Origin of the sequence: Streptomyces sp. NPDC000345, from assembly GCF_042898825.1 — a bacterium.
GTDB lineage: Bacteria > Actinomycetota > Actinomycetes > Streptomycetales > Streptomycetaceae > Streptomyces.
Genome location: NZ_JBIAZE010000018.1, coordinates 175,470 through 198,660 on the forward strand (window position 1 = coordinate 175,470; position 23,191 = coordinate 198,660).

The 23,191-nt window shown below is 72.7% G+C and carries 23 protein-coding genes; 9 read left to right on the forward strand and 14 right to left on the reverse strand.

Features of this window, described 5'->3' with window-relative positions; all coding sequences use genetic code 11:
- Positions 1–14 precede the first annotated feature (14 nt).
- From ACFY30_RS33505 to ACFY30_RS33520, 4 genes are all read right to left on the reverse strand, one after another.
- On the reverse strand, positions 15–965 hold the full coding sequence (locus ACFY30_RS33505; RefSeq protein ID WP_390657307.1) for a cytochrome c oxidase assembly protein: 951 nt from the start codon (positions 963–965) through the stop codon (positions 15–17).
- Positions 966–1,070: 105 nt separating this feature from the next.
- Positions 1,071–2,096: a 6-phosphofructokinase gene (locus tag ACFY30_RS33510; protein WP_390657308.1), complete on the reverse strand. Its 1,026-nt coding sequence runs from the start codon at positions 2,094–2,096 to the stop codon at positions 1,071–1,073.
- A 216-nt stretch (positions 2,097–2,312) separates the two neighbouring features.
- Positions 2,313–3,041, reverse strand: a complete 729-nt coding sequence (locus tag ACFY30_RS33515) for a type 1 glutamine amidotransferase (RefSeq protein ID WP_390657309.1) — start codon at positions 3,039–3,041, stop codon at positions 2,313–2,315.
- Between the two features lie 20 nt (positions 3,042–3,061).
- On the reverse strand, positions 3,062–4,300 hold the full coding sequence (locus tag ACFY30_RS33520) for a MurT ligase domain-containing protein (RefSeq protein ID WP_390657310.1): 1,239 nt from the start codon (positions 4,298–4,300) through the stop codon (positions 3,062–3,064).
- Between the two features lie 156 nt (positions 4,301–4,456).
- On the opposite strand from ACFY30_RS33520, the gene def reads away from it, so the two are divergent.
- Positions 4,457–5,011 carry a peptide deformylase gene (gene def / locus ACFY30_RS33525; RefSeq protein ID WP_390848895.1) on the forward strand — a complete coding sequence of 185 codons (555 nt, stop codon included), beginning with the start codon at positions 4,457–4,459 and terminating at the stop codon, positions 5,009–5,011.
- 79 nt (positions 5,012–5,090) lie between these two features.
- Here the strand turns inward: def and ACFY30_RS33530 are convergent, their stop codons facing one another.
- The gene (locus ACFY30_RS33530) at positions 5,091–5,735 is read right to left on the reverse strand and encodes a TetR family transcriptional regulator (RefSeq protein WP_390848896.1); all 645 of its coding nucleotides are present in this window, start codon (positions 5,733–5,735) and stop codon (positions 5,091–5,093) included.
- Positions 5,736–5,912: 177 nt separating this feature from the next.
- Here ACFY30_RS33530 and ACFY30_RS33535 point away from each other — a divergent pair, with 177 nt between their 5' ends.
- The gene (locus ACFY30_RS33535) at positions 5,913–7,139 is read left to right on the forward strand and encodes an acyl-CoA dehydrogenase family protein (protein WP_390848897.1); all 1,227 of its coding nucleotides are present in this window, start codon (positions 5,913–5,915) and stop codon (positions 7,137–7,139) included.
- An 85-nt stretch (positions 7,140–7,224) separates the two neighbouring features.
- On the opposite strand, the gene ACFY30_RS33540 is transcribed toward ACFY30_RS33535, so the two are convergent.
- The 5 genes from ACFY30_RS33540 to ACFY30_RS33560 all read right to left on the reverse strand — a co-directional run bounded on the left by ACFY30_RS33540 (position 7,225) and on the right by ACFY30_RS33560 (position 11,934).
- Positions 7,225–7,461 carry a DUF6213 family protein gene (locus tag ACFY30_RS33540; protein WP_385277643.1) on the reverse strand — a complete coding sequence of 79 codons (237 nt, stop codon included), beginning with the start codon at positions 7,459–7,461 and terminating at the stop codon, positions 7,225–7,227.
- Between the two features lie 25 nt (positions 7,462–7,486).
- Positions 7,487–8,872, reverse strand: coding sequence for an NADP-dependent succinic semialdehyde dehydrogenase (locus tag ACFY30_RS33545; protein WP_390848898.1), 1,386 nt, complete (start codon positions 8,870–8,872; stop codon positions 7,487–7,489).
- A 76-nt stretch (positions 8,873–8,948) separates the two neighbouring features.
- Entirely contained in the window at positions 8,949–9,413 is a 465-nt protein-coding gene (locus tag ACFY30_RS33550; RefSeq protein ID WP_390848899.1) for an NUDIX domain-containing protein, read from the reverse strand.
- On the reverse strand, positions 9,410–10,948 hold the full coding sequence (locus ACFY30_RS33555) for an ATP-dependent DNA ligase (RefSeq protein ID WP_390848900.1): 1,539 nt from the start codon (positions 10,946–10,948) through the stop codon (positions 9,410–9,412). The genes ACFY30_RS33550 and ACFY30_RS33555 overlap by 4 nt, the downstream gene beginning before the upstream one ends.
- Before the next feature lie 29 nt (positions 10,949–10,977).
- Positions 10,978–11,934, reverse strand: coding sequence for an NAD(P)/FAD-dependent oxidoreductase (locus tag ACFY30_RS33560; RefSeq protein ID WP_390848901.1), 957 nt, complete (start codon positions 11,932–11,934; stop codon positions 10,978–10,980).
- A gap of 78 nt (positions 11,935–12,012) precedes the next feature.
- Here ACFY30_RS33560 and ACFY30_RS33565 point away from each other — a divergent pair, with 78 nt between their 5' ends.
- From ACFY30_RS33565 to ACFY30_RS33590, 6 genes are all read left to right on the forward strand, one after another.
- Positions 12,013–12,585 carry a helix-turn-helix domain-containing protein gene (locus ACFY30_RS33565; RefSeq protein WP_390848902.1) on the forward strand — a complete coding sequence of 191 codons (573 nt, stop codon included), beginning with the start codon at positions 12,013–12,015 and terminating at the stop codon, positions 12,583–12,585.
- Positions 12,586–12,699: 114 nt separating this feature from the next.
- Positions 12,700–13,677, forward strand: a complete 978-nt coding sequence (locus ACFY30_RS33570; RefSeq protein WP_390848903.1) for an NADPH:quinone oxidoreductase family protein — start codon at positions 12,700–12,702, stop codon at positions 13,675–13,677.
- Positions 13,674–14,858 carry an acyl-CoA dehydrogenase family protein gene (locus ACFY30_RS33575; RefSeq protein WP_390848904.1) on the forward strand — a complete coding sequence of 395 codons (1,185 nt, stop codon included), beginning with the start codon at positions 13,674–13,676 and terminating at the stop codon, positions 14,856–14,858. The genes ACFY30_RS33570 and ACFY30_RS33575 overlap by 4 nt, the downstream gene beginning before the upstream one ends.
- Positions 14,855–15,928, forward strand: coding sequence for an acyl-CoA dehydrogenase family protein (locus tag ACFY30_RS33580; protein WP_390848905.1), 1,074 nt, complete (start codon positions 14,855–14,857; stop codon positions 15,926–15,928). The genes ACFY30_RS33575 and ACFY30_RS33580 overlap by 4 nt, the downstream gene beginning before the upstream one ends.
- 171 nt (positions 15,929–16,099) lie before the next feature.
- Entirely contained in the window at positions 16,100–16,954 is an 855-nt protein-coding gene (locus ACFY30_RS33585) for a phosphatidylinositol-specific phospholipase C/glycerophosphodiester phosphodiesterase family protein (RefSeq protein WP_390848906.1), read from the forward strand.
- Between the two features lie 119 nt (positions 16,955–17,073).
- Complete coding sequence (locus tag ACFY30_RS33590) at positions 17,074–17,268, forward strand: hypothetical protein (RefSeq protein ID WP_390848907.1); 195 nt, start codon at positions 17,074–17,076, stop codon at positions 17,266–17,268.
- Between the two features lie 18 nt (positions 17,269–17,286).
- On the opposite strand, the gene ACFY30_RS33595 is transcribed toward ACFY30_RS33590, so the two are convergent.
- The 4 genes from ACFY30_RS33595 to ACFY30_RS33610 all read right to left on the reverse strand — a co-directional run bounded on the left by ACFY30_RS33595 (position 17,287) and on the right by ACFY30_RS33610 (position 21,181).
- Positions 17,287–18,516 (reverse strand): phosphodiester glycosidase family protein, encoded by a 1,230-nt coding sequence (locus ACFY30_RS33595; RefSeq protein WP_390848908.1) that lies wholly within the window; start codon positions 18,514–18,516, stop codon positions 17,287–17,289.
- Between the two features lie 187 nt (positions 18,517–18,703).
- Positions 18,704–19,924 (reverse strand): NUDIX domain-containing protein, encoded by a 1,221-nt coding sequence (locus ACFY30_RS33600; RefSeq protein WP_390848909.1) that lies wholly within the window; start codon positions 19,922–19,924, stop codon positions 18,704–18,706.
- A 553-nt stretch (positions 19,925–20,477) separates the two neighbouring features.
- A complete protein-coding gene (locus ACFY30_RS33605) occupies positions 20,478–20,927 on the reverse strand; it encodes a carboxymuconolactone decarboxylase family protein (protein WP_390848910.1) in 450 nt (149 codons plus the stop codon).
- Between the two features lie 23 nt (positions 20,928–20,950).
- Positions 20,951–21,181, reverse strand: a complete 231-nt coding sequence (locus ACFY30_RS33610) for a hypothetical protein (protein ID WP_390848911.1) — start codon at positions 21,179–21,181, stop codon at positions 20,951–20,953.
- A gap of 218 nt (positions 21,182–21,399) precedes the next feature.
- Here ACFY30_RS33610 and ACFY30_RS33615 point away from each other — a divergent pair, with 218 nt between their 5' ends.
- Positions 21,400–22,992, forward strand: a complete 1,593-nt coding sequence (locus tag ACFY30_RS33615; RefSeq protein ID WP_390848912.1) for a helix-turn-helix domain-containing protein — start codon at positions 21,400–21,402, stop codon at positions 22,990–22,992.
- Positions 22,993–23,191: the final 199 nt, after the last annotated feature.

Consider the following 23,191-nt stretch of genomic DNA (forward strand, 5'->3'; position numbering starts at 1 on the left):
GCGCCGGGTTCGGTTCAGCGGCCGCGCGCGTCGAGCGAGGCGAGATAGGCGTTGTACGCCTCCAGCTCCTTGTCGCCGTCCCGGTCGGCGGCCCGGTCCTTGCGCTTGGCCTGCCGCTGCTCGGAGCCGTACCACTGGAACAGCAGCGCGATCAGCACCAGCACCGACGGGATCTCGCTGAAGGCCCAGGCGATGCCGCCGGCCGCGTTCTGGTCGGAGAGCGCGTCGATGCCGAGGGAGGCGGGCGGGTTCCTGAACGTCTCCACCATCGGCGTCGTCCCCATCATCAGCGCGATGCCGAAGAACGCGTGGAACGGCATCCCGGCGAACAGCTCCAGCATCCGCATGAGGTAGCCGGGCCGGTGGGGGCCGGGGTCCACCCCGATGATCGGCCAGAAGAACACCACCCCGACGGCGAAGAAGTGCACCATCATCGCGATGTGACCGGTCCTGGAGCCCATCAGGAAGTCGAAGAGCGGCGTGAAGTACAGGGCGTACAGGGACGCGATGAACATCGGAATGGTGAACGCCGGGTGGGTGATGATCCGCATGTACCGGCTGTGCAGCAGCATCAGCAGCAGTTCACGCGGCCCCTTGCGGCCCGCGCCGGCCGTGGGCAGCGCGCGCAGCGCCAGCGTGACGGGAGCGCCGAGCAGGATCAGGATCGGCGACAGCATGCTGATGACCATGTGCTGCACCATGTGCACGCTGAACATCACCATGCCGTAGTCGTTCAGCCCCGTGCACATCACCAGCATGACGGTGAGCACACCGACGACGTACGACACCGTCCGCCCGGCCGGCCACGCGTCCCCGCGCCGCCGCAGCCGCACGACCCCCCAGGCGTACAGCGCCAGCCCCGCGAGGCAGGCGACGAGAAAGAACGGGTCCGCCGACCACTGAAGACCCCGCCCCAGCGTGAACGGCGGCAGATCCATGGTCATGCCGTGCCCGCTGTGATCCATTCCGCCGGCTCCTGATTCGTGGGGGGATGTGCGTTTTACCGCCCCAAGACTAGAGCGGCCCCCGGCGACCGCTGTCACCGGGGGCCGCCCGAGGCCGTGGCTCTCCTACAGGACGCACTCGGCCTCTGCGTACCGCTCCGCGGGGACGGTCTTGAGGGTCTCCACCGCCTCGGCCAGCGGCACCATCACGATGTCGGTCCCCCGAAGGGCCGTCATGTTGCCGAACTCACCCCGGTGCACCGCCTCCACCGCGTGCCAGCCGAACCGGGTCGCCAGCACCCGGTCGTACGCGGTCGGCGTGCCGCCCCGCTGCACATGCCCGAGGATGACCGGCCGCGCTTCCTTCCCGAGCCGCTCCTCCAGCTCGACGGACAGCTGCCGCGCGATCCCGGCGAACCGCTCGTGACCGTAGATGTCCTTGCCGCCCTCGTCGAAGGCCATGGTGCCGGGCTTCGGCTTGGCCCCCTCCGCCGCGACGACGATCGCGAACCGCTTCCCCGCCTCGAACCGCTCGCCGACCCGCCGGGCCAGCTCCTCGATGTCGAAGGGGCGTTCCGGTACGACGATGGCGTGGGCGCCGGCCGCCATGCCGGACTGCAGCGCTATCCAGCCGGTGTGCCGTCCCATGACCTCGACGACGAGGACCCGCTGGTGGGACTCGGCGGTGGTCTTCAGCCGGTCGAGGGCCTCGGTGGCCACCCCGACCGCCGTGTCGAAGCCGAAGGTGACGTCGGTGACGGCGATGTCGTTGTCGATGGTCTTCGGCACACCGACGATGGGCAGTCCGGCGTCGGACATCAGCCGCGCCGCCTTGAGGGTGCCCTCACCGCCGATCGGGATGATCGCGTCGAGGCCGAGCTCCTGGACATGGCCCTTCGCCCGCTCCACGCCGTCGCGCAGATGCGAGGGCTGGACCCGGGAGGAGCCGAGGATGGTGCCGCCGCGGGCGAGGATGCCGCTCACCGCGTCGAGGTCGAGCTTGAGGTAGTCGCACTCCAGGAGGCCCTTCCAGCCGTCCCGGAAGCCGATGACCTCGTCGCCGTGGTCGGCGACGGCACGGTGCACGACGGACCGGATGACGGCGTTCAGGCCGGGGCAGTCGCCGCCGGACGTGAGGACACCAATGCGCATAGCCCGAAACAACCTTCTCCACGTGGGCCGGTTCCGGACCGCATTGTCCGGCTCGATCCCCGCCACCCTAGCGGCAGGAGGGGGCGGGGCCGAAGCATGCGTCCGCCTGCTGGACGTGCCCGCTCACCTGTGCGGACGCACGGTCAGACGGGCTGCTGACGGTGCTCTGAAAAGCAGGTGAACGGGTAACTCACGCGGGCCGGCGGACCCCTGTCCTCACGCGGGCTGCTGCGCGGCCGCGATGCGCTCGTTGCGCAGGGCCTCGTACCAGCGGTCGTCGATCGGCGGGAGCGCGTTCACGTCGAGCGCCAGCTTCAGCAGCAGGTCCGCGATGAGCGGGTTGCGGGCGAGCACCGGCCCGTGCATGTACGTGCCGAACACGGTGTCGTTGTACGCGCCCTCGGTGCCGTCGCCGGTGCCGTTGCCCTTGCCGAGCTGGACCCGGGCGAAGGGGCGGGCGGTCGGGCCCAGGTGGGTGATGCCCTGGTGGTTCTCGAAGCCGGTCAGCGGCGGCAGACCGAGCCGCGGGTCGATGTCCGCGAGGACGTCACCGACGCATCGCTCGCCCTCGCCGCGCACCGTGGTGACGTCGAGCAGGCCGAGGCCCGGCTCGCGCTGCCCGAGGTCGTTGACGAACTCGTGGCCGAGGATCTGGTAGCCGGCGCAGACCGCGAACACGATCGCGCCGTTCTGCACCGCCTGGTACAGATGCGCGTCACGGCGCAGCCGCTCCGCCGCGAGCCGCTGCGGCCGGTCCTCGCCGCCGCCGATGAGGTAGATGTCGCCGGAGGTCGGGATGGGCTGATCGCTGCGCACGTCGAGGCGGGCCACGTCGAGGCCGCGCTGCCGCGCCCGGCGCTCCACGACCAGGACGTTGCCCTGGTCGCCGTAGGTGCTGAGCAGGTCCGGGTAGACCCAGACGATCCGCAGCTGGTTGTCGCTCATGAACTGGTCGTCCTTCGTGGTCAGTTGCCGACGCGGCGGCGCAGGTCCTGGAACGCGGTGTAGTTCGCGATGACCTCGATCCGGCCGGGCGGGCACATCTGCACGGCCTGGTCGACGGTGTCGCACACCTGGAAGTGCTGGTTCGCCACCTCCAGCCGGACCGCGAGATCCAGCTTGCGGTCACCGATGACGAAGATCGGGTGGCCGGTCAGCCGCGTGTAGTCGACGTCCCACAGCCAGGAGGTGTCGGTGCCGTCGGCGCCGCGCGCGTTCACCGAGAGGATCACCGGGGTCGGCGGGGGATCGATCAGGCTGAACGTCTCGAGCCAGCCCGCGGGGTTCTTCGCCAGCAGCAGCCGCAGGTCACGGCCCTGGAACTGGACGACGTCGTAGCGCCCGGCGACGGCCTGCACCTGGTACATGCGCTCCAGCGCCACCTGCGGCGGCACCCCGAACACGGCGGCGACGGCGGCCGAGGAGGCGGCGTTGGCCTTGTTGGCGCGACCGGGCAGCTGCAGATGGATGGGCCAGGCGGACCCGTGCGGATCGATGACGTGGTCACCGGAGAGCGCCCAGCTCGGCTGGGGACGCCGGAATCCGCACTCACCGCAGAACCAGTCGTCGCCGGGCCGCTGCATGACGCCGCCGCAGGACGGGCACGACCAGGCGTCGTCCTTCCACATCTGCCCGGCGGCGACCCACACCACGTTGGGGGAGGAGGACGCGGCCCACACGACGAGCGGGTCGTCGGCGTTGGCGACGACGACCGCCTTGGAGCCGGCCAGCCCCTCTCGCCAGTTCTCCGCCATCATCCGCGTCTCGGCGGCGCGGTCGAGCTGGTCGCGGGAGAGGTTGAGCAGCGCGATGCACTTGGGGTCGGTGTCCCGGGCCACGCCCGCGAGGTACTTCTCGTCGACCTCGATGACGCCGTACTTGGACTCCGAACCGCCGGCGAGCGCCGAGGTGATGCCTGCAGGCATGTTGGCGCCGAGCGCGTTGGAGACGACCGGGCCCGCGGCCCGCAGCGCCTCGGCGATCAGCCGGGTCGTCGTCGTCTTCCCGTTGGTCGCCGAGACCAGGACGACGTCCAGGTTCTGGGCGAGCCGGGCGAGCAGGTCGGGGTCGAGTTTCAGCGCCACCCGGCCACCGATCACCGAACCGCTGCCGCGTCCGGCTGCGCGGGATGCCGCAGCGACCGCCTTGCCGGCGGTCACGGCCAGCTTGGCCCGCGGCGTGAGCGGGTCCGAGTTGCCTGCCATCAGTTCTCGATCCTCCTTGCGTACGCGCCGCGCCTATGGCCTGACGGCACCGTGGTAGGTGGTCAGCCTATCGAGATCCATTCACACTCCCGAATCGCGGCACCACCTCACGCCCGTAGGCATGCGCGTGTCAGAAAGGACCGTACCCTTGCCGCCATGCGACACGGCTCCATCCCGGGCGCGCGCGGGCGCGTCAGACCCCTCAGTCTCCTCGGTGATCCGGTCCTTGGGGAACCCTGCGAGGAGGTCACCGACTTCGGCCCCGAACTCGCCCGGCTCGTCGAGGACATGTTCGCCACGATGTACGCGGCCCAGGGCGTGGGCCTGGCCGCCAACCAGGTGGGCGTGCCCCTGCGGGTCTTCGTCTACGACTGCCCCGACGACGAGGACGTGCGTCACCTGGGCCATGTCGTGAACCCGCGGCTGGTGGAGGCGGACGGCATCGTCCTGCGGGGCCCCGAGGGCTGTCTGTCCCTGCCGGGCCTGGAGGCGGGGACGGAACGCCACGACCACGCCGTGGTCGAGGGCCGGACGATGACGGGCGAGCCGGTCACGGTCCACGGCACGGGATTCTTTGCCAGATGCTTGCAACACGAGTGCGATCACCTGGAGGGCCGCGTCTATGCGGACCGGGTGACGGGCTGGCGCAGGAGAAGACTGATGCGCCAGGTGACCCGAGCCTCCTGGCACAGGGTGGGCTCGCCCGCCTAGGGGCGCGGGGCCGTGTCGGTCCGCGGCTCCGCCGCGCGGGCGCGACCGGCCGCGACGGACCCGCGCGCGTCCACCGCCCTCAGAACCCCGGACCGCCGACCTTGTCCCCGGCCGCCGCGAGACGGCCCCACAGCAGATCCGCCAGACTCCGCACCAGCTCGGCCCGGGAACACGGCCGCTCCCCGAGCCACCAGTCCCCTGCCGCGTGCATCATCCCGACGATCCCGTGCCCCCACACCCGGGCGAGCTGCTGACTCCCGGGGCCGAGGTCCAGCCGGTCCTCGATCACCTGGGCCAACTCCTCGCCCATCCTGCGCAGCAGCGGCGCGCTGTGCTTGCCCACGTCGAACCCCTGGTCCGCGCCCTGCCCGCCCTCGGACGGGTGCATCAGGAACCGGTACACCTGGGGCCGGGCCTCGATGGCGGCGAGGTAGGTGTCGAGGGTCGCCTCCACCCGCTCCCGGCGCTCGGCGGGGGCGTCGAGTGCGGCCCGGAGCGAGTCCAGCAGCGCGTCCGTGTGCCGCTTGGCGAGGGCGGCGTAGAGCCCTCCCTTGTCGCCGAAGTGGCGGTAGAGGATGGGCTTGGTGATGCCCGCCTCCGCGGCGATCGCGTTCATCGAGGCCTGGGGGCCGTCGCGCAGCACCACCCGGTCCGCGGCCTCCAGCAACTCGCGCCGTCGGCGGTCCGCGGACTGCTGCTGTTCGGTCCGCTGCGTGGTGTCCATGTGCTCTCCCCACCCGTGATGTTTCGGTGCCGCCTGCGCAAACTAACACCCGACAGCAGCCTGGCAGCGAACGGGCCTGAAGGCTCCCGTGCACCCGCCAGGAGTTGACTTTTCCTACCCGCGAGTAACAGACTCGGGGTTACCGCTAGTAACACACGTTCCGCCGCTGGAGGGGACATGGCCGAGTTCACCATGGAGCTCAACGACGAACAGAAGGAGGTCCGGGACTGGCTGCACGGCTTCGCGGCCGACGTCATCCGCCCCGCGGCCGCCGAATGGGACGAGCGTGAGGAGACTCCCTGGCCGGTCATCCAGGAGGCGGCGAAGGTCGGCATCTACTCCCTCGACTTCTACGCCCAGCAGTACTTCGACCCCACCGGCCTCGGCATCCCGATGGCCATGGAGGAGCTGTTCTGGGGCGACGCGGGCATCGCCCTGTCGATCGTAGGCACCGGACTGGCCGCCGTGGGCGTACTCGCCAACGGAACCGAGGAACAGATCGGCACCTGGATCCCCCAGATGTACGGCGACGCCAACGACGTCAAGGTCGCCGCGTTCTGCTCCTCCGAGCCCGACGCCGGCTCCGACGTCGCCTCCATGCGCACCCGGGCCGTGTACGACGAGGCCAAGGACGAGTGGGTGATCAACGGCACGAAGACCTGGGCGACCAACGGCGGCATCGCCAACGTCCATGTCGTCGTGGCCGTCGTCGACCCGGAGCTCGGCTCCAAGGGCCACGCCTCCTTCATCGTCCCGCCCGGCACCCCCGGCCTCGCCCAGGGCCAGAAGTTCAAGAAGCACGGCATCCGCGCCTCGCACACCGCCGAGGTCATCCTCGACAACGTGCGGGTCCCCGGCTCCTGCCTGCTCGGCGGCAAGCAGAAGCTGGACGAGCGCCTGGCCCGGGCCCGGGAGCGCGCGAAGGCCGGCGGCGAGCGGGTGAAGAACGCGGCGATGGCGACGTTCGAGGCGAGCCGCCCCGCGGTGGGAGCCATGGCGGTCGGCACCGCCCGGGCCGCCTACGAGGTCGCCCTCGACTACGCCAGGACGCGTGAGCAGTTCGGACGGCCGATCATCGACAACCAGGGCGTCGCCTTCCAGCTCGCCGACATGCGCACGCAGATCGACGCCGCTCGTCTGCTCGTCTGGCGGGCGTCCTGGATGGCGATCAGCGGCAAGCCCTTCACCGCCGCCGAGGGCTCGATGTCGAAGCTGTACGCGAGCGAGACGGCCAAGCAGGTCACGGCGCAGGCGATCCAGATTCTCGGCGGCAACGGATACACACGGGAGTACCCGGTGGAGCGGATGCACCGGGACGCCGCGATCTACACCATCTTCGAGGGGACCAGTGAGATTCAGCGGCTGGTGATCGCCAGGACGCTCTCCGGGATGCCCATCCGGTAGGACGCGGTCCGCGGGCGCGTGGGGGCCGGTCGCGCGGTCCCCGCGCCCCTCGACCGGCTGCCCCGGGGCGGCCGGAAAGCCGCGGTCAGGAAGTCCCCCCGCTGCTGTGCGCGATGCAGGCCACGTCGATCCTGTCGGCCAGCTTGGCCAGTTCGATCGTCAGGGCGGCCACCGTGTCCTCGTCGAGTCCGTCCGCACCCGCCTCGACGAGATGCAGCCACCGGCCGCCCAGCGTCCGCAGCAGCTTGCTCACGTCGGCCGCGGCCACCTGCAGCGTCCCGCGGTCGTCGACGATCAGAGGCAGGGTCACTTCGCGGTTCACACCCGCGATCGTAGCCGCGCCGCGCTCACACGCCGTGCCAAACGGTGGTGATGTTGCAGAACTCGCGGATTCCGTGCCCGGACAGCTCACGCCCGTACCCCGACCGCTTCACCCCGCCGAAGGGGAACGCAGGATGGGACACGGTCATCCCGTTCACGTAGACCCCGCCGGCCTCCAGATCCCGTACGAAACGGTCGACCTCGGCCTCGTCCCGGGTCCAGACGTTCGAACTCAGGCCGAACGGCGAGTCGTTGGCGATGAGCACCGCCTCGTCCAGGTCGGCCGCCCGGTACAGTGTCGCGACCGGCCCGAACGCCTCCTCGCGGTGGATGCGCATCTCGCGGGTGACACCGGCGAGAACGGTCGGCGGGTAGTACCAGCCCGGCCAGTCGGGCCGTTCGCCTCCGCACAGCACGTCGGCGCCGCTGCGCCGGGCGTCGTCCACCAGCTCCTCCAGGTCGGCCCGACCCTGTTCGCTCGCCAGCGGGCCCACCTCCGTGTCCTCCTCCAGCGGATCGCCGACCTTCAGCGCCCGCATCCCCTCGGTGAAGCGCTCGGCGAACGCGTCGTACACGTCCGAGTGGACGATGAACCGCTTGGCGGCGATGCAGGACTGCCCGTTGTTCTGCACCCGGGCCGTGACGGCGACCCGCGCGGCCCGGTCGATGTCCGCCGACGGCATGACGACGAACGGGTCGCTGCCGCCCAGCTCCAGCACCGTCTTCTTGACCATCGCCCCGGACGTGGCGGCCACGGCCCGGCCCGCGGGCTCGCTCCCCGTCAGCGTCGCCGCCTTCACGCGCTCGTCGCGCAGGATCTCGTCCACCGCGCCCGACCCGATGAGCAGGGTCTGGAAACAGCCCTCGGTGAAACCGGCGCGGTGGAAGAGGTCCTCCAGGTACAGGGCGGTCTGCGGCACGTTGGAGGCGTGCTTGAGCAGGCCGACGTTGCCCGCCATCAGCGCGGGCGCGGCGAAGCGGACGACCTGCCACAGCGGGAAGTTCCACGGCATCACCGCGAGCACCGGGCCCAGCGGCCGGTAACGCACCAGGGCCCGCGCGGCCCCGGAGTCCTCGACGTCGGCGTCGGCCGGCCGCTCGTCGGCGAGCAGCGTCTCGGCGCGCTCGGCGTACCAGCGCATCGCCTTGGCGCACTTCGCGGCCTCCGCACGCGCCTGCTTGACCGGCTTGCCCATCTCGGTGGTCATCACCCGGGCGATGTCCGCCCGGTCCTCGTCCAGCAGGTTCGCGGCCTGGATCAGGAGGCGCCCGCGGTCGGTGAAACCGCTCAGCCGATACGTCCGGAAGGTGGCCTCCGCGAGCTGGAGCCGGCGCTCCAGCTCCTCCTCGCCCATGGCCTCGTACGTCTTGAGCGTCTCGCCGTTCGCCGGGTTCACCGTCGCGATGGGCATGACCGACCTCCTGGAGAGCTGCCTGTGCTTCGACCTTCCCGCGCCGCGCGGGGGGCCGCAACGCGTGCGCGTCCGCTCAGGCCGAGTGCTCCGTCAGACGGTCGAGAAACGCGGCCTGCGCCGGGACGATCACCTCACGGGCGCGGTCCAGGCCGTACCAGGCCACCCGGTCCAGCTCCGGGAACTCCTGGGTCCGCCCGGACCTGGGCGGCCACTCCATCGTGAACGTGCCCGGATCGATCGCCGCCGGGTCCAGGTCCGCCTCGATCCCCCATACGGTGACGATCTTGCCGTTCGTCTGCCGGACCTCCCCGAGACCGATCGCCTCGCCGTCGGGCGGCGGCAGCCCCAGCTCCTCCTGGAACTCGCGGCGGGCGGCCTCCCAGGCGGGCTCGTCGGGCTCGTACTCGCCCTTCGGCACGGTCCACGCCCCGGCGTCCTTCTTCGCGAAGTACGGGCCGCCCATGTGGCCCAGCAACACCTCCGTGCCGTCGTCGGTGTGGCGGAACAGCAGCAGGCCCGCGCTGCGCTTCTGTGTCACGGGTGCACCTCCGGGTGGGCGGCCAGCAGGGTCTCCACGGTGTCGGCCTGCTCCGGCCGCTTGTCCTCGCGGTAGCGGACCACGCGGGCGAAGCGCAGGGTGACACCGGCCGGGTAACGGGTCGAGCGCTGGAGGCCGTCGTAGGCGATCTCGACGACCAGTTCGGGGCGTACGGTGACCCCCCAGCCCTCGTCCTTCAGGGTCAGCTCCCGCAGCCGTTCGGTCTGCCAGCCGAGCATGGCGTCGGTCATCCCCTTGAAGGTCTTGCCGAGCATCGCGAAGCCGCCGTCGGCGGTCCGCGCGCCGAGGTGCAGGTTGGAGAGCCTGCCGGTGCGGCGGCCGTGGCCCCACTCGGCGGCCAGGACCACCAGGTCCAGGGTGTGCACGGGCTTGACCTTGAGCCAGGACGCCCCGCGGCGGCCCGCGCTGTAGGGGGCGTCGAGGGACTTCACGACCACGCCCTCGTGGCCGCGCCGCAGCGTCTGCGCGAGGAACTCCTCGGCCACGGGGAGATCCTCCGGGCCGCGTGCCAGCGTCCGCCGCACCCGCATCGGCTCCGGCACCAGCCGGGCCAGCTCCCCGTGCCGTTCGGCGAACGGCAGGTCGAGCAGGTCACGGCCGTCCACGGACAGCGCGTCGAAGAAGACCGGCGAGACCGGCACCGCCTCGGCGGCCGCCACCACGTCGACCCGGGAGCCGACCCGACCGGCCGTCTCCTGGAAGGAGCGCGGCCGGCCGCGCTCGTCGAAGGCGATGACCTCGCCGTCCAGGATGAACCGCTCGCCCCTCAACTCCCTTGCCGCCGAGGTCACTTCGGGCAACCGGTCGGTGATGTCGTCGAGCGTGCGGGTGTAGAGGCGGATCTCGTCGCCGTCCCGGTGCACCTGGACGCGGATGCCGTCCAGCTTCTCCTCCACCGCGCAGCCGCCGAGCTTGCCGACCGCCTCGGCGACGGAGGACGCGGTGTGCGCCAGCATCGGCAGCACCGGGCGGCCCACGGTCAGCCGGAACGCCTCCAGCGCCGGCGGACCGTCCCTGAGCAGGGACGCGGCGACCGTCTGGAGGGAACCGGCGAGCATCACCGCGCGCCGTACGTCCCCCGGGGACGCCCCGGTGGCCTGGGCCAGGCCTTCGACGGCCACGGCGTCCAGCGCGCCCTGACGGACCTCGCCGGTGATGAGCCCGAGCAGGAACCGCTGTTCGTCCGCCGTGGCGGCGCCCATCAACGTGCCCACCAGGCGCGCCCGTTCGGCCTGCGAGCCGGGGCCGGACACCTTGCCCAGCTCGGTCAGCAGGGCGTCGACCTCGCGCACGGTCAGCGTCGGCGACCCGGCGGGCGCGACCGGCCGGCTCAGCACCTTCCAGCCGACGCCGAGCCGGCCCTGCGGGAGCCGTCCGGCCAGGTACGGGATGACGACCGGCACGTCCTCCGCGTCCGCGTCCCGGAAGAGTTCGGCGAGCAGAGCGATCTTGCGGGAGCGCGCCGAACTGGCGGCGACCTCCCGGGACACATCGGCGAGCCGGGTCAGCAGCATGCAGCCATGGTGCTACGCCGGGGCCCCGGCTACACCCCCGCCGCCCCGGCGGCCGCGTCGAGGTCCGCCATCAGCAGCTCGCCGTTGATCGCGGCCCCGGCCCGGTAGCCGCGGCTCGCCGCGTTCACGACCTGCTCGGCGAAGCCGGAGGCGTTGCCCGCCGCCCAGAGGCCCGGGACGGTGGTCCGGCCGTGCCCGTCGACCACGGGATAGGCACCGAAGGCGGTCTCGGTCATCTCGGCGCCCAGCCGCTCCAGCAGCTCCGTCCGCGGCACCGGGCGCGGCGCGACGAACAGCACCTCACGGTCGTACACCGGCCCTTCCCCGGAGGCGGCGGCCGCGCTCAGGCGGACCCCGGTGAGCCGGTCGTCCTCGACCACGAGAGCGGCCACCTCGCCGGGGACCACCCGCACCCCGGCGGCCGTCAGCCGGCGCCGGTCCTCGTCGGTCAGCTCCTCCTCGGCGACCGTGTGCAGGAACAGGGTCACGTCCTTCGACCACTGCGTCACCATCAGCGCCTGGTGCACGCTGAGCGGACCGGTCGCGAGCACCCCGAAGGCCTGGTCGCGGACCTCCCAGCCGTGGCAGTACGGGCAGTGCAGCGCGTCCCGGCCGAAGCGCTCGGCGAGGCCCGGCACCGGGGGCAGCTCGTCCCTGAGGCCGGTGGCGACGACGAGCTGCCGGGCGCGCACGGTACGGCCGCCCGCGAGGATCACGGCGAAGTCCGTGCCTCCGCGGACGTCCACCGCCCGGTCCCGGACCAGCTCCACGCCGTACCGGGCGATCTCCTCCCGGCCGGCGGCGAGGAACTCCGCGGGCGGCATCCCGTCCCGGCTCAGATAGCCCTGCACATGGGCGGCCGGCGCGTTGCGCGGCTCGCCCGCGTCGACCACCAGCGTGCGGCGCCGGGCCCGGCCCAGGACGAGGGCCGCGGACAGGCCCGCCGCTCCGCCGCCGACGACGACCACTTCGTACCCCTCGGTCATGGTGACCACCTCCACCGAGAAGGTGACCCGGATACCGCGGCATTGACAAACGTCTTTGCCGATTCTGCAATACGGGGTATGAGTGCCGAAGACGTTCTCGCGGAAGTGGGCCCCCGGCTGCGCCGGATCCGGAAGGAGCGGGAGGTGACCCTGGCGGCGCTGTCCGAGGCGACCGGCATATCGGTCAGCACCCTGTCCCGGCTGGAGTCGGGGCTGCGCAGGCCGAGCCTGGAGCTGCTGCTGCCGATCGCCCAGGCGCATCAGGTGCCGCTGGACGAACTGGTGGGTGCCCCGCCGGTGAGCGACCCCCGGGTGCGGGCGCGGCCGGTGACCCGCCACGGGCGCACCTTCTGGCCGCTGACCCGGCAGCCCGGCGGCCTCCAGGCGTTCAAGGTGCTCGTGCCGCAGCGCGAAGAAGAACCGGAGCCGCGCACCCACGAGGGCTACGAGTGGCTGTATGTGCTGTCCGGGCGGCTGCGGGTGGTGCTGGGGGAGCACGACGTGGTGATGACGGCGGGAGAGGCCGCCGAGTTCGACACGCGCGTGCCGCACTGGTTCGGATCGACGGGGGAGGGGCCGGCGGAGTTCCTCAGTCTCTTCGGGCCACAGGGGGAGCGGATGCACGTCCGGGCGAGGCCGAAGGGGACGTGACGCACCTGACTGTTCCCCGATCGGCAAGCGACCGCTTAGTATGCGACTGCGGCCGGTCGGAACGACGACCGGTCACGACACCGGTCGGACGACGCAGTCCCGTGGAGGCTCCGCATGCAGGCATGGCAGGTGCACGAGAACGGCGAGCCGAGCGAGGTGATGCGGCTCCACGAGGTGGAGCGGCCCACGCCCGGTGACGGCCAGGTCCTGCTCAGGGTGCGCGCCGCGAACATCAACTTCCCGGACGCGCTGATGTGCCGGGGCCACTACCAGGTCCGGCCGCCGCTTCCCTTCACCCCGGGCGTGGAGATCTGCGGCGAGACCGAGGACGGCCGGCGCGTGATCGCCAACCCGGCGCTGCCGTACGGCGGTTTCGCCGAGTACGCCGTCGCCGACGCCGCCGCCCTGCTGTCCGCCCCGGACGCGCTGGACGACGCCGAGGCCGCCGCGCTGCACATCGGCTACCAGACGGGCTGGTTCGGCCTGCACCGGCGGGCCGGGATCGAGGCCGGCGAGACGCTGCTCGTCCACGCTGCCGCAGGAGGGGTCGGCAGCGCGGCCGTGCAGCTCGGGAAGGCCGCGGGGGCCCGGGTCATCGGCGTGGTCGGCGGCGCCGACAAGGCCGCCATCGCCCGGGAACTGGGCTGCGACGTGGTCGTCGACCGCCGGACCGAGGACGTCGTCGCCGCCGTCAAGGAGGCCACCGGCGGCCGGGGCGCCGACGTCGTCTACGACCCGGTGGGCGGCGAGGCCTACACCCAGTCCACGAAGGTCGTCGCCTTCGAGGGCCGGATCGTGGTCGTCGGCTTCGCGAGCGGAACCATCCCCAGCCCCGGGCTGAACCACGCCCTCGTGAAGAACTACTCGATCCTCGGCCTGCACTGGGGCCTGTACAACACCAAGAACCCGAAGCTGGTCCAGCACTGCCACGAACAGCTCACCGAGCTGGCCGCCCGGGGCGCGATCAAGCCCCTGGTGAGCGAGCGGGTGCCGCTCGTCGGCGCGGCCGAGGCCGTGCAGCGGGTCGCCGACGGCGTCACCACCGGCCGGGTGGCCGTCGTCCCGGCGCTGGAGAACGGAGCCGCCGTATGATCACCGCAGAGGAACTGCGCACCCGCACCAGGGAGTTCCTGGCCGCGCACCCGCCCGCCACCACGGCCCGCCTCGGCTTCCTCGAGGCCCGCTTCGACGCCGGCCTCGCCTGGGTGCACTACCCGGAGGGCCTCGGCGGACTCGGCGCGCCCCGCTCCCTGCAGGCCGTCGTGGACGCCGAACTGGAGGCCGCGGGCGCCCCCGACAACGACCCCCGCCGCATCGGCATCGGCCTCGGGATGGCCGCGCCGACGATCCTGAAGTACGGCACCGAGGAACAGAAACGCCGGTTCCTGCGGCCCCTGTGGACGGGGGAGGAGGTCTGGTGCCAGCTGTTCAGCGAGCCCGGCGCCGGCTCCGACCTCGCCGCGCTCGGCACCCGGGCCGTCCGCGAGGACGGGGGAGACTGGGTCGTCAACGGGCAGAAGGTGTGGACCTCCAGCGCCCACGTCGCGCGCTGGGCCATCCTCATCGCCCGCACCGACCCGGACGTCCCCAAGCACGCCGGCATCACCTACTTCCTCTGCGACATGACCGACCCCGGCGTCGAGGTCCGGCCGCTGCGCCAGATCACCGGCGAGGCCGAGTTCAACGAGGTCTTCCTCACCGGCGTCCGCATCCCCGACTCCCGCCGCCTCGGCGAGATCGGCGACGGCTGGCGGGTCGCGCAGACCACCCTCAACAACGAGCGCGTCGCCATCGGCGGCATGCGGCTGCCCCGCGAGGGCGGCATGATCGGCCCGGTCTCCAGGGCCTGGCGCGAGCGCCCGGAGCTGCGCACCCACGACCTGCACCAGCGGCTGCTCAAGCTCTGGGTGGAGGCCGAGGTCGCCCGGCTCACCGGCGAGCGGCTGCGCCAGCAGCTCGCCCTGGGCCAGCCCGGCCCCGAGGGCGCCGGCATGAAACTCGCCTTCGCCCGCCTCAATCAGGAGATCAGCGGCCTGGAGGTCGAACTCCGCGGCGAGGAAGGCCTGTTGTACGACGACTGGACCATGCGCCGCCCGGAGCTCGTGGACTTCACGGGCCGGGACGCCGGATACCGCTACCTGCGCTCCAAGGGCAACAGCATCGAGGGCGGGACCAGTGAGGTCCTGCTGAACATCGTCGCCGAGCGCGTCCTGGGCCTGCCCTCGGAGCCGCGCACCGACAAGGACGTCGCCTGGAAGGACCTCGCCCGATGACGGATCTTCTCTACTCCGAGGAGGAAGAGGCGCTGCGGTCGGCGGTACGCGACCTGCTCGCCGACCACTGCGACGCGCCCGGTGTCATCGCCCGCACCGAGTCCGACGCCCCCCACGACCTGGCGGCCTGGAAGGCCCTCGCCGACGGTATGGGCCTCGCGGGCCTGCTGATTCCCGAGGCGCAGGGCGGACAGGGCGCCACGCACCGCGAAGTCGCCGTGGTGCTGGAGGAGCTGGGCCGCGCGGTGGCGCCGGTGCCGTATCTGACCAGTGCCGTCGTCGCCACCGAGGCGCTGCTGGCCTGCGGCGACCAGGACCTGCTCGGCCGGCTGGCCTCCGGGCGGACCATCGGCGCGCTGGCGGTCGGGCTGCACACCGCTCCCGGCGCCGCCTTCACGGCCGTACGCGTCGAAGGGGGCGCCCTGCACGGGGAGCTGACCGGCATCGCCGACGCCGCGGCAGCCGACGTGCTGCTCGTGCCGGCCGAGGACGGCGGGCTGTACGCGGTGGACGCGGACGCGGTGACCGTCACCCCGCAGGTCTCCTTCGACCTCACCCGGCCCCTCGCCACGGTCACCCTCGCCGGGGCCGCCGGCCGCCGCCTCGGCGACGCCGGACCCGCCGTGCGCCGCGCCCTGCGCGCCGGAGCCGGGCTGCTCGCCTCCGAGCAACTCGGGCTCGCCGACTGGACCCTGACGGAGACCGTGCGCTACCTCAAGGAGCGCAAGCAGTTCAACCGGCCCGTCGGCGGCTTCCAGGCGCTCAAGCACCGGCTGGCGCAGCTGTGGCTGGAGGTCGTCAACCTCAGGGCCGCCGCCCGGGGCGCGGCCGACGCCCTCGCCACCGGCGAGGACGCCGACATCGCGGTGGCCGTCGCCCAGGCCTACGCGGCGGGTGTCGCCGTACACGCCGCCGAGGAGGCGCTGCAACTGCACGCGGGGATCGGCATGACCTGGGAGCACCCGGTCCACCTCTACCTCAAGCGGGCCAAGGCCGACTCGATCGCCTACGGCACCGCGGGCGCTCATCGGGCCGCGGTGGCCGAACTCGTCGACCTGCGGGCCCCCTGACCGTCGCCCGGTGAAGCCCGCCCCACCTGGGGCGGGCTTTTCCGTGCGCCTGCGCGGCCCGAGTGAACAAGCGACGGCAGTCCGGCCAACTCCTTCCACGTACAGGTTCGTTGGCGCCAGGACAGCCCCATACTCCCTGTGGTCCCGACCCGCCCCACAGGGAGGAACGACATGGCCCACCTCGCCCGCCGCAGAGTGCTCACCGGCTTCGGCGCCACCCTCGCCGCGGTGCTCGCCCCGCCCGCCCACGCCGCGTTCGCCGACGGACACCAGCGCGGCCCCCGCCCGTTGTGGCGCGCCCACGCCCACAACGACTACGAGCACCCGCGCCCGCTCCTCGACGCGCTCGACCACCGCTTCGGCAGCGTCGAGGCCGACATCTTCCTCGTCGACGGCGAACTCCTCGTCGCCCACTCGGCGGACCGACTCGACCCCGCCCGCACCCTGGAGTCCCTCTACCTCGCCCCGCTCGCCACCCGGGTGAAGGCCAACCGCGGTTCCGTGTACCGGGGTTACCGGCAGCCCCTGCACCTGCTCATCGACATCAAGACCGAGGGCTCCACCACCTACCTCGCCCTGGACGAACTGCTCAAGCACTACCGGCACCTCTTCACGACCTACGCCCACGGCCGGATCCACCCCGGCCCGGTCACCGCCGTCGTCTCCGGCGACCGTGCCGCCCGCACACCCATGGAGGCGCAGACCGTCCGCCGCGCCTTCTACGACGGACGCCTCACCGACCTGGGCGGCACCGACGCCTCCTTCGCCTCGCTGATCAGCGACAACTGGACGCTCCACTTCACCTGGCTCGGCGTCGGCGCCTTCCCCGAGGCGGAGCGGCAGAAGCTGCGCGGGATCGTCGCGGCGGCCCACGAGCGGGGACAGCGGGTGCGGTTCTGGGCCACCCCGGACCTCGCCGGTCCCGCCCGGGACGCGCTGTGGACCGAACTCCTCGCCGCCGGCGTCGATCACCTCAACACCGACGACCTGGCCGGCCTGGAGGCCTTCCTGGACGCGCACCGGTAGACACCGGGGTGGTCGGACACCACCCTTTCGGCGGACAGGCCAGCCGCCCGGACGAACCCTCCGTTACGCCACACTTGCGGCCGAACGCCGCGAAAGCGGACGTGCGGAGGAGGTTGACGTTGGCCGTATCCATTTCCGTGGTGCTGTTGCTGCTGATCCTGGCGGTGGTCTTCATGCGCAACAGCGGACTGAAGGTCTCGCACGCAGTGGTCTGTCTGCTGCTCGGCTTCTTCCTGGCCGGCACGAGCATGGCCCCCACCATCCACAGCGGCCTCATGGCGACGGCCGACATCGTCGGCAGCCTTCGGCCATGAGGCCGCGGGGGAGCAGGCCTACCGGGTGAAGACCCCGATACCGTTCGCCACCGGACGCTCCGCCCCCGCGGAGGGGTGGTTGCGGACCGTGACCCTGGTCGAGCCCGCCGGGCGGGCCACCAGGGTCGAGGAGCCGCCGCCGTCGAGACTGAAGCCCTCGGTCGCGCCGAGGTTCTTCAGGGCGGCGGCGACCTCGGCGATCGTCGTCCCCCTGCGGTACGGGACCGCGCCGTCCAGGGCGAGCAGGAACACCCGCCTGCCGCGGTCGCCGATCCCCACCGCCGTCCGCACGGCCGACACCCCCGCGTCCAGTCCCGGCAGTGACCGCCCGCCCCTGAGGAGCGGATAGCCGCCCACGGCGAAGCGGTACGCCGTGCCCGACCCGGACACCGGCCTGTGACGCACCGTCACACGCTCACCCGTCGTGAACGCCTTCAGGTGCCGCGCGCCCGCCTCCCGCCCGACGAGCACGGTGGTGCCCGCCGGGATGGAGCCGCCGCCCGGCGTGGCGGAGGCCGACACCACCCGTCCCCTCCTCAGCGTCACCTCGTAGGTTCTCGTGCTGCACGCGGCGGCCCGGCTGGTGTCGGTGCCGCACGTGGCCCGCAGGCGCGAGGCGCTGCCCCAGTCCGAGGTGAACGCGCCGATCGAGCCGACCGGCAGCGCGTACTGGTTGAGTCCGCCCAGGGGCAGCCGCCGCCCGGACGCGGTGATCGTGCCCTTGAGCGCCAGCGTGTCCAGCCTGGCCCGGCCGTCGGTGCCGACGCCGACCACCGCCCTGGTCGTGGTGCCCGGCGGCAGTTCGGGCCCGAACCGCTGCGCGTCCGGGACCGCCCCCTTGAGCACCCTGCCGTGCGCGACCGCCGGACCCACGCTCGCCCCGGTCGCGGTGACGCCCGGGTGCTGGGTCTCGGAGATGTCGAAGAAGTCGCCGTTGACGGCGGCGACCGCCTTGCGGGCGTCGGCCATCGAGGAGACGGCCGCGCGGGCCGCGACCTTCCCCGGGTACAGCAGCCCGAGGCGTACGTGGGCGCGGGTGAGGTCGACGCCGAGCACGTGCACCCGCGCCACCCCGGCGGCGGCTCGCAGGTCGTAGTGCCGGTAGGTCACCCCCGCCGCCACGGTGGTCCAGGCCGCGGCATCGGCCGGCGCGGCCCCCGCGAGGGCTCCGCCGGCCAGCGTCCCGAGGGCAGTGAGCAGCGTCAGCGGCGTTCTGCGCGCACCGGACCGTTTCTGATGTCGTGTCACGGACCCCCCTGGCTGGTGTGGGCCGCAACTTTCTCACGGCCCGGGGGACCAACCGCCAGGGGGAAAGCGGGGGATATCACGGGAACAGGTGACGAAAGGAACGAATCCGGGTACTCCGTGCCGCCTTTCGGCGTGCCGCCCGCCTGTTCGTGCTAGCCCCCCCGCGGAGCGGACTCCGTCGGACCGGTCAGGCCGTGGTCGGGGGAGCCGTGAGCGGCCGTCCCGCTGCGGATCCGGGGTCCGCGTACGGCGTGAAGTGGGCCGGGGCGTGGTCGATCGGCAGGTCCGGGCGCCAGGCGGTGAGGGACTGGGCGCTGCACTCGAACAGGGACGGCGGCAGACGGTCCAGCGGGTACCAGCGCCAGTCGCCGACGCTCTCGCCCGGCTGGTCGGCCGGTTCGCCGCGCCAGCAGCCGACGACGGCGCCGACCGTCACCCGGACCACCCCCTCGACCCGGTCCAGGCTGGTGCCGAGGAGCCGCACGTCCGCGGGGTCCGCCCGCAGTCCCGTCTCCTCGCGCAGTTCCCGCACCACCGTCTCCTGAAGCGTCTCGCCGGGTTCCACCGTGCCGCCGGGCAGCTCCCAGGTGCCCCGGCGGTGGCGGCCCAGCAGCAGCCCCCGGGGGCCGTACAGGATGGCGCCGACACCGAGGGCGGCGTGGGCGGCCGGTGGGCGGGCGGTGCGGGGGCGGGCGGAGATCCGCGGCGGGCGGCGGGCGCGCAGGACCCGGTAGGCGGCACGGTTGGCCGGGTCGGGTGCGGTCACCGTCTCGACGCCGTCGAGCCGCAGACCGTGATCGGTGAGGAGACGCTCCCAGTGTTCGGGGCCGAGCACCCACATCCGGACGGTGGCCTCGCCACCGCCCGCGAACCGCAGGGTCTCCGGGCGGGCGGTGAGATCCGGACCGGGGCCGTCCCCGCGGGAGTTCGTGTGCAGCACCGAGAAGCACAGGGTCCCGCCGGGCTTCAGCGCGGTCGCCAGGGCGGGCAGCAGCCGGCGGGGGTCGACGTACGGGACGGCGTTCACGGAGTAGATCACGTCGTACGGCTCCGAGGCGCGCAGATGGCCGACGGCGTCGGCGTGGACCAGGCGCAGGCCGGGCAGCGAGCCGTACCGGGCGCGGGCCCGCTCCAGCTGGCCCGCCGCGGAGTCGACCGCGTCCACCTCGGCGCCGTACACCCGCACCAGGTGGGCGGCGTGCCGTGCGGTGCCGCAGCCGAGGTCCAGGACGCGCCGCCCCTTCAGCTCCCCGAGGAACGCCACGTCCGGCCCGGCGCCCGGGAACCCCCAGTCGATACGCTCCACTTCCGCCAGGACCGTGCCGCGCCGCAGATGGTGGGCGGCGTACGCCTGCCAGGCGTCGGCGTTGACGGACTCCGCTCCGCCGGGGGCGAGGGGTTCGGACATGGGCGGTCCTCCAGGGCGTCGGCCGGATGGCCAGGCGATTCTTACCGGGTTCGCGGGCCCGCAATCACCGGCCGGGCCGGGACGCGAGGTCCGGGTGATCGGGGGTACTCGGCCCGCAGCAGGGGGCAGGCCGCGCAGGCGGCCTGGTTCGACGGAGGCGAGTGCATGGCCCGACGACGACCCGACCGGATCGCGGACCCCTGGGGAGCGCGCACACCGTACCCGCCGGGCGCTCCCTGGCCGGAGCGGGTCGACGTACGGCTGGCGGACGGCGTGACCGAGCAGGACGTGGAGCGGTGGGCGGTCTCCGCGTCGCTGCTGCACTCCAACGGCGACGCGATGGACATCGCCGTACGGGACGGGCGGATGGTGGGCGCTCGCCCAGGCCGCGCAGGCCCTGCGCGACGGGGAACTCCTCGACCTCGTGAGCGCCTGCCATCCGCAGACCCTGCGCCAGATGCGCTGGACGAACACGATGGTCAAGGAGCAGGCGCCGCAACTGCTGTCGGCCCGGTAGGGCCGGGCTCGGGCGGGCGCGAGAGGCGTCGTGCGCTCAGCGCACGGGGTGCTTGCTGAGGATGGAAACCCGGTTGAAGGCGTTGATGGTGACCGCGACCCAGATCACCGCCGACATCTGGTCCTCGGTGAGGACCTCGCGGGCGTCGGCGTACGCCGCCTCCTGCGCGGCGGCGTCGCACGGCAGGGTGGTCGCCTCGGCCAGTGCCAGGGCCGCGCGCTCCAGCGGGGTGAACAGCTCGGTGTCCCGCCAGGCGGCGAGGACGCCGAGCCGCCGGGTGTCCTCGCCGGCCTTCAGGGCGGCCTTGGTGTGCACATCGAGGCAGAACGCACAGCCGTTGAGTTGCGACACCCGCAGATTGACCAGTTCCACGACGGTGCGTTCCAGACCGGCGTCAGCCGCGGTCGCCCGCACGGCCTCCGACGTCTGGACCAGCGCGTGGTAGGCCTTGGGGCTCTGCTTGTCGATGAAGATCCGTCGAGTCATGACCGAGATCAAAGCATCACTCGTCACCGGCCGGGCACATCGCCGTCGGTCCCGCGCAGCGCCAGGGACCATTCCCTGAGGTGCTGGACCAAGGCAGTGGCCCGCGTGTGGCCGGCGGGCCAGAACGGCAGCACGAGGAGCGCCGGTACGCAGCACACCGTCACCACCAGCAGGGGCAGCAGGCACAGAGCGATCACGAGCGGGCGTTGCCGCCCCCTGAACAGGGTGGCCATGGTGGTGAGGAGAGTGTGCATGGGCGGGAAGGTCCTCTCAGCAACGCCTGCGCAGGCCAGGGCCGGCCGGTCCGGACGGAGGTCGATGCCCTGAGCGTCGAACACCGCCTCCCCTTGCCGGAAGTCGCACCGCCAGAACGCATCTCCGGTGAGACCATTGCCTCTTGCGCAACGCATCCGGAGGAGCCGTGGGTGGTGGGGAGAGCGGGCAACCGGACCTGGGGCCGATCAAGGAGGACGTGAGCGAACCGGCCCTGTCCTTCGTCCTGCGCCTGCGGGGGCTGTACGAGGAGAGTGGCCGGCCCTCCTTGCAGGCTTTCGCGCAGGCGGTCGGCTACAGCAGAGGGACGATCTCCCGTTTCCTCTCGGGCGAGCGGCAGCCGAAGGCACATTTCCTGGACAGGCTCTTCGCGGCGCTGGAAGACCGGACGGGCCACCCGGTTGCCGAGGCGGTCCGCGAGGAGACGCGGCGGATGTACTTCGAGTCCATCCGCGCCCGGGCACCCGCCGAGTACCGGCTCTTCCAGATGGAGGAGCAACTCAAAGCCGCACAACGTGAGTCGAAGCAGCGCCTGGAAGAGCAGGCGAACGCCCACGCCACGGAACGCGAAGCGCTCAGCAGGCAGGTCACCGAACTCCGCGACACCCTGAGCCACACCGAACGTGAGCGGAAAGGGCTCCTGCAGAGGTGTGAGCAGTCCGTCGAACAGGGACGTACCGAACGCGAACGCCGGCAGTTCCTGGAACAAGTCCTCGCGGAAGTGGGGCGGTTGCAGGAGGGACTGGTCCTCACCCGTCCACGGGGGTCGCCGGGCCACGGGCCCCTCACCGGCCTGGTCCTCGGCGACCGTACCGGGACGGTGGACGCGGTCGCGCTGTCGCCCGGCGGAGCCCTGATCGCGGGCATGGGCCCGGACGACACCTTGCGGTTCTGGGAGCCGGCCGCAAGCAGGTCGCCGGCGCGTTCCCTGCACCACGATCGGCCGGTGATGAAGCTGGACTTCCACACCGGGCGCCGTCTCTTGGCCGCGGCTTGCCGGGACGGCAGCACATGGCTCCGGAAGCTCGCCGCGGGCCGGTCCGCCGAGCCCGAACGTCTCGGTTCCGGCATCGTCCATGTGCGTGCGGTGGCCTTCGCTCCGCGTCCCGACGGCCTGCTGGCGATCGCGGGTGCGGGCGGCAGAGCGGTCGAGTTGTGGAAGGCGGCCCCCGAGGGGGCCACTCCCGGCGCACCGAGTCGGCGTGCGCGCTTTCTCCGGGACGAGAACGGCAGGCCCCCGCCGGCGGGGGCCATCGTGGGCCGGTTCAGCGGCTGTCGGCCGCACGAGGGCTTCGGCGGCCTCGACGGCGGGGTCGACGCGCTGGCGTTCTCGCCCGTTGCCGACCTCCTGGCGACCGCCGGCGCCGACGGCACGGTCAGGTTGTGGGACCTGAGGGTGGGCACACCGACCGCCGGCCCGCTCAGCGGGCACGAGGGCTCCGTGCGGGCGATCGCGTTCTCACCGGACGGACGCCTTATCGCGACCGGCGGTGCGGACGGGACCGTACGGCTCTGGGATCCGGTCGCCGCCTCCCCGTCGGGGTGCCCCCTGACCGGTCACACCGGGCCGGTCGGATGCGTGGCCTTCTCACCGGACGGGCGGCTGGTGGCGAGCGCCGGCGACGACGCGACCGTGCGGTACTGGTCGCCGGCGACCGGCCGCTCGGCGGGCGAGCCGCTCACCGGCCACGAAGGACCGGTCACCGGCCTGAGCTTCTCCCGCGACGGCGGCCTGCTGAGCAGCGCGGGAACGGACAGGACGGTACGGCTGTGGCTGACTCCGACGGTGTGACGGCGGACGGCCCGCGCGGTCTCACAGGATCCGGAGGCGGGCCACCCGAGGGGGCGGGTGCACCCGAGGGGCGGGCCACCCGGGGGGGGGGGGGGGGGGGGGCGCGGCCCCCCCCCGGCCCCACCCCCCCCGCGGCCGGCGGCCCGGCCCGGCCCGTCAGAGGGTGTGGGGGGTGATGTCGCCGTTGCCGGTGGTCGCG

Bases quoted from the DNA above. Each gene is read 5' to 3' on its own strand.
- ACFY30_RS33505 (WP_390657307.1), bottom strand. From the start codon at position 965: ATGGATCACAGCGGGCACGGCATGACCATGGATCTGCCGCCGTTCACG.
- ACFY30_RS33510 (WP_390657308.1), bottom strand. From the start codon at position 2,096: ATGCGCATTGGTGTCCTCACGTCCGGCGGCGACTGCCCCGGCCTGAAC.
- ACFY30_RS33515 (WP_390657309.1), bottom strand. From the start codon at position 3,041: ATGAGCGACAACCAGCTGCGGATCGTCTGGGTCTACCCGGACCTGCTC.
- ACFY30_RS33520 (WP_390657310.1), bottom strand. From the start codon at position 4,300: ATGGCAGGCAACTCGGACCCGCTCACGCCGCGGGCCAAGCTGGCCGTG.
- def (WP_390848895.1), top strand. From the start codon at position 4,457: ATGCGACACGGCTCCATCCCGGGCGCGCGCGGGCGCGTCAGACCCCTC.
- ACFY30_RS33530 (WP_390848896.1), bottom strand. From the start codon at position 5,735: ATGGACACCACGCAGCGGACCGAACAGCAGCAGTCCGCGGACCGCCGA.
- ACFY30_RS33535 (WP_390848897.1), top strand. From the start codon at position 5,913: ATGGCCGAGTTCACCATGGAGCTCAACGACGAACAGAAGGAGGTCCGG.
- ACFY30_RS33545 (WP_390848898.1), bottom strand. From the start codon at position 8,872: ATGCCCATCGCGACGGTGAACCCGGCGAACGGCGAGACGCTCAAGACG.
- ACFY30_RS33555 (WP_390848900.1), bottom strand. From the start codon at position 10,948: ATGCTGCTGACCCGGCTCGCCGATGTGTCCCGGGAGGTCGCCGCCAGT.
- ACFY30_RS33560 (WP_390848901.1), bottom strand. From the start codon at position 11,934: ATGACCGAGGGGTACGAAGTGGTCGTCGTCGGCGGCGGAGCGGCGGGC.
- ACFY30_RS33565 (WP_390848902.1), top strand. From the start codon at position 12,013: ATGAGTGCCGAAGACGTTCTCGCGGAAGTGGGCCCCCGGCTGCGCCGG.
- ACFY30_RS33570 (WP_390848903.1), top strand. From the start codon at position 12,700: ATGCAGGCATGGCAGGTGCACGAGAACGGCGAGCCGAGCGAGGTGATG.
- ACFY30_RS33575 (WP_390848904.1), top strand. From the start codon at position 13,674: ATGATCACCGCAGAGGAACTGCGCACCCGCACCAGGGAGTTCCTGGCC.
- ACFY30_RS33580 (WP_390848905.1), top strand. From the start codon at position 14,855: ATGACGGATCTTCTCTACTCCGAGGAGGAAGAGGCGCTGCGGTCGGCG.
- ACFY30_RS33585 (WP_390848906.1), top strand. From the start codon at position 16,100: ATGGCCCACCTCGCCCGCCGCAGAGTGCTCACCGGCTTCGGCGCCACC.
- ACFY30_RS33600 (WP_390848909.1), bottom strand. From the start codon at position 19,924: ATGTCCGAACCCCTCGCCCCCGGCGGAGCGGAGTCCGTCAACGCCGAC.
- ACFY30_RS33605 (WP_390848910.1), bottom strand. From the start codon at position 20,927: ATGACTCGACGGATCTTCATCGACAAGCAGAGCCCCAAGGCCTACCAC.
- ACFY30_RS33610 (WP_390848911.1), bottom strand. From the start codon at position 21,181: ATGCACACTCTCCTCACCACCATGGCCACCCTGTTCAGGGGGCGGCAA.